Here is a 7,432-nt window from a genome sequence, read left to right as displayed (position 1 = left end):
TCCTAAGCTTTAATCAAATTTTCTAAAGCTGTCTGCCTCTGACTCACATCTTGTTGCATTATGGCCATAGATAATGCTCTTCTAGTCCCTACAAACACAGCTAAATCTTTTGCTCTGGTTAATCCCGTGTAAATCAGGTTACGATACAGCATCTTAAAATGCTGGGTGAGGATAGGAATAATCACCGCCTTAAATTCACTGCCCTGAGACTTGTGAATTGTAATCGCATAAGCCAGATCTAGCTCCATAATATCTTCTTTCTTATAATGCACTTCCCGGTTATCAGGATAAAAAGACACCATAGCCGTTAGTTCCTCATTGTTGATGGTTATAATTTTCCCTATATCCCCATTAAACACATTAAGATCGTAGTTATTACGCCGGTGAATTACGCGATCACCTTCTCGAAATATTCGTTCACCTACTTTCAACTGGCACTTACTTTGATGGGGTGGGTTAGATTTTTCCTGGATCACCTTATTGAGATTAGCAGAACCCAGACTACCCCGTGTCATCGGCGTTAAAATCTGTATTTCCGTGCCTGCCCCATGATATTTAGGAATCCACTCAAGATAGAGTTTAACCACGCTATCAACAGCAGACAGACCGTAATGCAATGAAGACCAGGGGTGTATTTTCTTTACCACGGACTTTAAGGCATCAACCTGCGCATCAGTTTGAGTTAATTGCTCAAGATCCACATGCTTGAATTTATCAGGGACAACAAAACTAACTTCATAAGCTGAAGTAATGGCCTCCTCGATTCTGAATTCAAAAGGGGAGGGATTGACTTTATCTGCACCAAGGTTCTCTAATTCTTTTGTATGCCAGTCAAAATGACGTTTCACGCGAGTAATAAATCCAAGCTGTTCCTGAGTCGCTTCATCTGAATCAATAAACAGACAATCTGCTCCATTTTTCCAGATGTCAGGAGTCTTAAAAGGGGAGGAAATATAAGGTGTTTCACCTTTATTAATCTGATGCGCATACTGGATAATCAAAGATTCTTTAGCCTGACGAAATACCTGGGTTAGCCGAAAGCAAGGGATAAGCTCAGAGGAAATAATATCCTTAAGCACATTGCCTGCACCCACTGAAGGTAATTGGTCGGGATCACCAATAAACAGCACCTGACAGTTATCGGGTACCGCTTTCAATAAAGAAGCGGTTAAACTGATATCCAGCATTGAGCATTCATCAATAATCAAAAAATCAGTCTTCAGCCTGGATTCTTCATTTATTTGGAACTCGCCGCCTTTCCACTCCAGTAGTCGATGAATGGTTTTCGCCTCTCGGCCAATAACCTCGCTCATTCGCTGTGATGCTCGCCCGGTAGGAGCCGCTAGTAAAACTGATTTTTTCATGGCTTCTAGTAGACGGACAATTACCAATGTCGTCGTGGTTTTACCGCAGCCAGGTCCTCCGGTCAGTACCGAGAAGCGATGCTGCACAACGCCTTTAACTGCATCGGCCTGTTCATCGCTTAAAGCAATAGATTTAATCTGACAATAGTGACTGATCCAGTTTGCTATTCTTTCTGGATCACTCGAAATAGACCCTTTCATTCCCCGTAGAATCGTTGCGACTGTTGTCTCATCATAATAAAGTGTTTTTGAGTAATAACCCGTCGTTTCAACACCTTCTTTATTAAGCTGTCGGGTACAAAGCTGCCCCTCTTGTTGCATTAAGCCAAGATAATCATCTAGACGTTCACCTAAATTCATTTCAATCAGATCGACGATACCCTGGTTAATCTGTTGCTCAGTCAGATAACAATGCCCTTGTTCACGGCTGGCCGCTAAAACATGTTTAATTGCCGCCACCATTCGCTGTTGACTATCTTTAGAAAGGCCAATACTCAGTGCCACTTTATCCGCAGAGAAAAAGCCAATCCCGTAAAAATCATTGGCTAAACGATAGGGATCCTCTGTCACCATCGCTATTGCTTTATCGCCATATTGTTTATAGATGCGCACAGCAAACAGGGTACTGATTCCATGGCCCTGAAGAAACATCATGACTTCGCGAATAGCACGATGCTCAGTCCAGGCATCTTCAATAGTCTTGAGTTTCTTTGTGGCAATACCAGGGACTTCAGTCAATCGCTTTATATCGTTCTCGAAAATATCCAGCGTCTCTTTCTGAAAGTATTTAACGATTTTCTTTGCTGTCTGAGGGCCTATGCCTTTAATAAGACCAGAGCCTAAATATTTTTCAATCGCAGCCGTAGTAGCGGGTTTTTTCTCGATGGCTTCGGTGGCCTTGAACTGACGGCCATATTTATGATCAATCGTCCAGGCACCCCGAAATTCCATGGTTGCACCGGCAAAGACTTTGGTCTGATGAACAGTCACTGTTTCTTGCTGCTGGGGTGACTGAAAGGGCTGCAAGCGTAAAACAGACCAGCCCGTCGTTGGGTTATGATAGGTGACTCTGTTTACTATCCCTTTCAGAACTTCAGTAATGGTATTCATTGCTGTGTTATTAATTAAAAATTAAACCACGTCCTTAGGACGTGGAGTTGGTCGAAAGGCTCCGCCTGGAGAGACAAGTAAAGTCTACTCATGCATTCTAGTCATGTTGTCGCCACAACAAAAACTAGGAGAAAAAGCATAGGCGCGCCATGCTACCTCACGAAATTCCGGGACTCCTGTCGCCGTAATTCGTTCACCTACGCAGCGAATAGGAAATGCTCCAGCCGCCCTGCGTCCGCCACAGACTGAGCACAAAGCAGCTCAGTCATGGCTACCTCAAATGGTTCTACGGCTATTCGGGATAAAATTTTAGCCTCCCTCGCGCGCTATCGCGCACTTCGGATTGGCAAATTTCCCTGCGCCTTTCGCAATTTTCCAAATTTGGCTTTGTAGTTCGCTACGTTGTTGTGTACTTGTCATGGTGATATACCTGTTTTAATTATGTTTTAAAGCTCGACTTAAAAATATGACCAAAGTAAGACCAATACCTTCGCCAATTTTAATTTAAGCCAAAAATGACAATCTTACACCCATATAAATCAATCGCTTATAGGCTATAAAATTCATAAAAATGAGTGTATTTTAATTTTGGCGAAGGTATTGTAAGACTGAAGTTTCCCAATAATTATTTATGGTAAAATTGAAACTATGCTACAACTATATGAAAAAAATAGTCTTTTCATTCGTTTCAAATGCTATTGCCTAAGGGGAATTAAGTAGGGGTTTGCTATAAACATGGCAAAACCACCTAAAATAAACCTCGATACACCAGCATTGTGTATTTCAGCTACTCAATAATTGGGAAACTTCAGTTATTATATGAATTCGGGTGATATTGCCTATGAAGAAGTTAGGATAGCTATTCATAAGCTAAACTCCAGACCTAGAAAGTGTTTGGGATTTAAGACACCTTACGAGGTGTTTTTTTGAAAATACTGGCGTGGATGTCAGTAAATTAGGGGTGGTGCACTTATGAGTCGAATCCACCTCTGTTTAATTCTGTTTAATTCCGGAGATAGTAATATGGTAAAAACTGATTGGTTGGTTGTGGTTTCACTGGCGGGGGTTGTGTTTTTTGCCTTCCTCTTACTCAATCAGGAAGAAGCTGAGTTTGAAGTAGCGACACCAAAACCTACCACCCACCAGATTAGAGCGAAGGAGAAGAAGGATGCTGAAATAGAGTCTTTAATTAAGTTCGGGACGAAGCGTAAATTAGATGAAATTGTTTCCTGGGGTGATGATTTAACTATGGAACAGATCAGGAAAAGGGATTTCTATCTAAAGGGCGGTTTAATTGTTGCGTCTCCTGAGGTAAAAGGAGGTTCGGAGTCTCGTTTGAAGAAGATCCGCGATAACTTCCACGATATGGAGGTAAAAGGATACTATGAAGTAAAGCGTAACAATACTAATTTAAGAGACCATTTGGGGATAGTTTCAAAATTAAAGGCGATTGCTAAGGGTCTTGCTCCAGAAAGTTTTCATGCTGACATCAAGAGTATTAGTAATTATTTGAGGTTTGAACCGACTGATATAAATAATTCGTTGTTTTCCGAAATCCCTCGTATATCCAGCAATACCTATGGCTCCCTTGCTGGGGATAGATGGTCTGCGATAAAACATATTTTTGACGATCCATATCTCGGGGTGATTAGGCTGGACGAGAGGCGATCGGGACCCGGGGGGCGTACTAAGCACGTATTACCGGAGGAACTAAATAAAACTGTAAATGGCTTGCCTGCAAGGTATACGGTATCCGTAGATCCAGACGGCCTGCCTCTTGCTCAGTTGTTGTGGGTGAATGGTAAAAACATGTACGTGATAACTGCTCAATGGAACACAGGGACTGATTCGCAAGCGAGGGCATACTTTTTTAGACTGGCGGAGTCTTTACCTAACCCCGGGGTTTAAATACTATGAGAACATTTATTATAATATTTGTGTTGGGGTCGATTGTTGCCGCAGCGTATTCTTTACAGAACAACCCCTCTACGGCTTTGTATACACCTTTTTTTAGTGGAGGTGGAGGTTTACCTGACCGTGGAGGCTCTGCAGACTCTGTGATCAAGGGCGTGGATGCTCAATCTGAAAAACCTCCTCAGTCTAAGGATTTCCCACGGGATAAACACCTCTCTGGCAATAAGGTCCAAGAGTATAAAAACAGTCGAATAATCAAATCTCCCAAGAACAATCACATTATTAATAAAAAGGACCGCCCCGGATATAAAGTACGCGGTCGTGGTATGGAAGAACGAGAGAATGCCCCCTCCGCTATTTATGATAAGCAAGTGTCGCTTTGGACTTCCGACATGGAAAAACAGGGTTATACATTATCAAATGATTATGATGCTGCATTAATAGCAATGGAAGCGATGGCGGTTGTTTCAGATGGGTCTAAGTCTCTGCGAGAGGAGTCCTCGCTCCTAATGTTCACCCCTACCCCTGTGAAGGATCCTGAGCCACCCAAGGGGAGGTATCTTGGTCATAAAACAGAGTTGGGGGTGGTGGGGGAAAATGAGGATGGGCGAAAAGGTCAATTTTCCAGGTACTATCAGTACCTGGATATCGGCTTTGTGAAACTGTCAGAGACTTATATACCCGACAATGAGCCCACTTCGATTGGCGCTGGGATAGTCAACTCTTCGGTAAATGGCAATGATTCTTATTATGTCGTCCAAAAATCACCGTCGGGGTTCTCTCATCATACTCTCGGGTGGAAAATTGGTCATAAGGTTTATCTTTTAGAGTCTTCGAGTAACAAACCGAATCTGGAGTTAGTTACGGATGAGTTGTTTAATATGGCTGAGGGTCTGGCTAAAAATCATACGGATTAGCATCTCTAGTACTTAACCGCACTTGAGATACTTGGCGGTTGTGGCTCTGTTGAGCCACGGGGATTTCTGGGTTCATGTGGGGGTCCTCTGGTCTAACAGCTTGTACAGTCTCCAGAATTCAACTTGTAATTTACAGGATAAAAATAATATGTTATTTAAGAAAATTGTGTATGTTGGGGTTATTTTATTATTATCTCAGAATGCTTTTGCTGATGCTGAAGACGAAGATGGCAAGGAGGATCGTGTCTACCTTTCCCGCGCTAATTGCATGCTTCCGCAGGATATCTTTTACAAGAATCAATTGAGGAATGAGTCTATTACATGGGATCCAATAGAGTTCTGGGATAGGTTCACAAAGATTGGGGAGTGGAAATATTATCAGATAAAAACAACCAGCATTCATCATGTGATGCTGACCGGCGAAGTAAAAAGGCATTTGGATGAAAATTCAGATGAGGAGCTTTGGGGAATCCATTCTTCAGTCACCCACAGAGACGATATAGCTCAGAGTCTGTTTGGCGTGGATGGGATACACTCGTATAAGGGGCCTTGGAGTAGCGATCAAGAGGGGAGTCAAGAGGTGGCTGATACACCTTTTACAGATTTCGATGATACCTGGGCGACCGACTGTAATCTCGAGTTATCTCAGTGGTTAGGGAGTTATGATTAGATCTGGTGTTTGACAAAAAGTTAGGCTGACGTATTCTGTTGGAATTTTACCCACCATGATATAAATAAAAACAGTCTCATCCCATCATTAAAATTACGATAATATAGTGTTAAAGTCAATTACCATGGGGTATTCAGGAAAGTAATGGCTTGAAAAATAGAGCCATTTTCAGTTGAGCATGTGAACCTACTTTGGCTGAAATTAAATCTTATAATCGTAGGTAATAAGGTGATTTTATTTTTTGCGACAGAACCGTTTTAATTATGTTTTAAAGCTCGACTTAAAAAATATGACCCAGATAAGATAAAAGAGACTATTGAAAAATGAGTTGTACTAATCAATTAGACCACGTCAATCATGTTTTAATCATTATCTATTTATAATTTTTCACTTTCAATGGCGGCATACCGTCGCTTATTTTTTTCACAAAGTGAGTCATAAAATTTCTTCATCGACTTTTCGATATTTTTTTTATAAGGAAATGACATAAGACAACCACTGAGTAATAAATTAAGATAACCTTAATTTAGGGGAGATATTTCATTATTCAAGCTTGGCTGCTTCAGGATGTTATTTCGTGCACATTCCTAAGTGTAACGTTGAGCCATGCTTTACTTGAACAATAGCCTAACAATAATCAAGATGGAAACATCCACTTAATCTTGATCGAAAACATTAACATCCACTTGTGAAGCATCCGAAAAAAATCTGATTTTTTTGAAATCCTAAAATCCCTATAAGCTACTAAACTAAAGACCTCCAAGGGATTTAGAGGAGCTTAATTTTGCATTTATAAACATTCTAAAGTTTGATACGGGGTTTTTAGGATTTAAATTAAGATAAGCTTCTGTTGCTGTTTCCACTGGATCTTGTTCAAGTTAAGTGTAACGCTAAATCATGCTTTACTTGAACAATAACCTAATTGGGAACATATACAATCTACACAGGGCTGAATGAAGCCTTTAAGCCCCTTAAAATAGTCTTTGGTAGTGTGGGGGGGCAGGAGTAAGGCATTAAACCGCCTTATAGAGTATCTAGCGCACCCTATTGCCGAAGCTGTAGAATACTCCAAGATAGAATAAACAATCCTTTTCGGACTCAATCAAAAACAGCAGATTCCAGATATAACACCAATTTTATAAGCTCGAGGTCGGCTATCTTTTCGCGCCTACCTATTGTACCGCAGACCGCATTCCACAAATTCTGCTGTATACCGTTCATGTGGGGAATGTGTTGGTTCCCTGCGGGCGTGTTGATAAAGCATGGATAACGAAAAAATGTTATCCACCCCTAACCAACACATTCCCCACAATCACTATCAATCCCAGCGATATGTATTCTCTTAAACCGCGCTCCGCGCATCAATAATAATCAATTGTATTTTTAAAAGAATAAAGAGATAGATAGTATAAGATGACTCACGCAAAATTAAGATTGGCTGCAGCGGCTATGGGAAA

The 7,432-nt window shown here is 41.2% G+C and carries 6 protein-coding genes; 4 read left to right on the top strand and 2 right to left on the bottom strand.

The window, feature by feature from the left end:
• Positions 1–2 precede the first annotated feature (2 nt).
• Together recD2 and CDZ78_RS22330 are read right to left on the bottom strand one after the other, a co-directional pair.
• Positions 3–2,474: an SF1B family DNA helicase RecD2 gene (recD2, locus tag CDZ78_RS17815; protein WP_087871184.1), complete on the bottom strand. Its 2,472-nt coding sequence runs from the start codon at positions 2,472–2,474 to the stop codon at positions 3–5.
• Between the two features lie 84 nt (positions 2,475–2,558).
• The gene (locus CDZ78_RS22330) at positions 2,559–2,729 is read right to left on the bottom strand and encodes a hypothetical protein (RefSeq protein WP_167374388.1); all 171 of its coding nucleotides are present in this window, start codon (positions 2,727–2,729) and stop codon (positions 2,559–2,561) included.
• A gap of 12 nt (positions 2,730–2,741) precedes the next feature.
• Here CDZ78_RS22330 and CDZ78_RS23900 point away from each other — a divergent pair, with 12 nt between their 5' ends.
• The 4 genes from CDZ78_RS23900 (at position 2,742) to CDZ78_RS17800 (ending at position 5,975) form a co-directional block, all read left to right on the top strand.
• The gene (locus CDZ78_RS23900) at positions 2,742–2,867 is read left to right on the top strand and encodes a hypothetical protein (RefSeq protein WP_280175599.1); all 126 of its coding nucleotides are present in this window, start codon (positions 2,742–2,744) and stop codon (positions 2,865–2,867) included.
• Positions 2,868–3,446: 579 nt separating this feature from the next.
• A complete protein-coding gene (locus tag CDZ78_RS17810) occupies positions 3,447–4,382 on the top strand; it encodes a hypothetical protein (RefSeq protein WP_140414176.1) in 936 nt (311 codons plus the stop codon).
• Between the two features lie 5 nt (positions 4,383–4,387).
• Positions 4,388–5,305: a hypothetical protein gene (locus tag CDZ78_RS17805; protein ID WP_087871182.1), complete on the top strand. Its 918-nt coding sequence runs from the start codon at positions 4,388–4,390 to the stop codon at positions 5,303–5,305.
• Between the two features lie 100 nt (positions 5,306–5,405).
• A complete protein-coding gene (locus CDZ78_RS17800; protein WP_140414175.1) occupies positions 5,406–5,975 on the top strand; it encodes a hypothetical protein in 570 nt (189 codons plus the stop codon).
• Positions 5,976–7,432 lie beyond the last annotated feature (1,457 nt).

This window comes from Bathymodiolus platifrons methanotrophic gill symbiont (assembly GCF_002189065.1).
Taxonomy (GTDB): Bacteria; Pseudomonadota; Gammaproteobacteria; order Methylococcales; family Methylomonadaceae; genus Methyloprofundus.
This window is presented reverse-complemented; position numbering and strand designations above follow the sequence as displayed.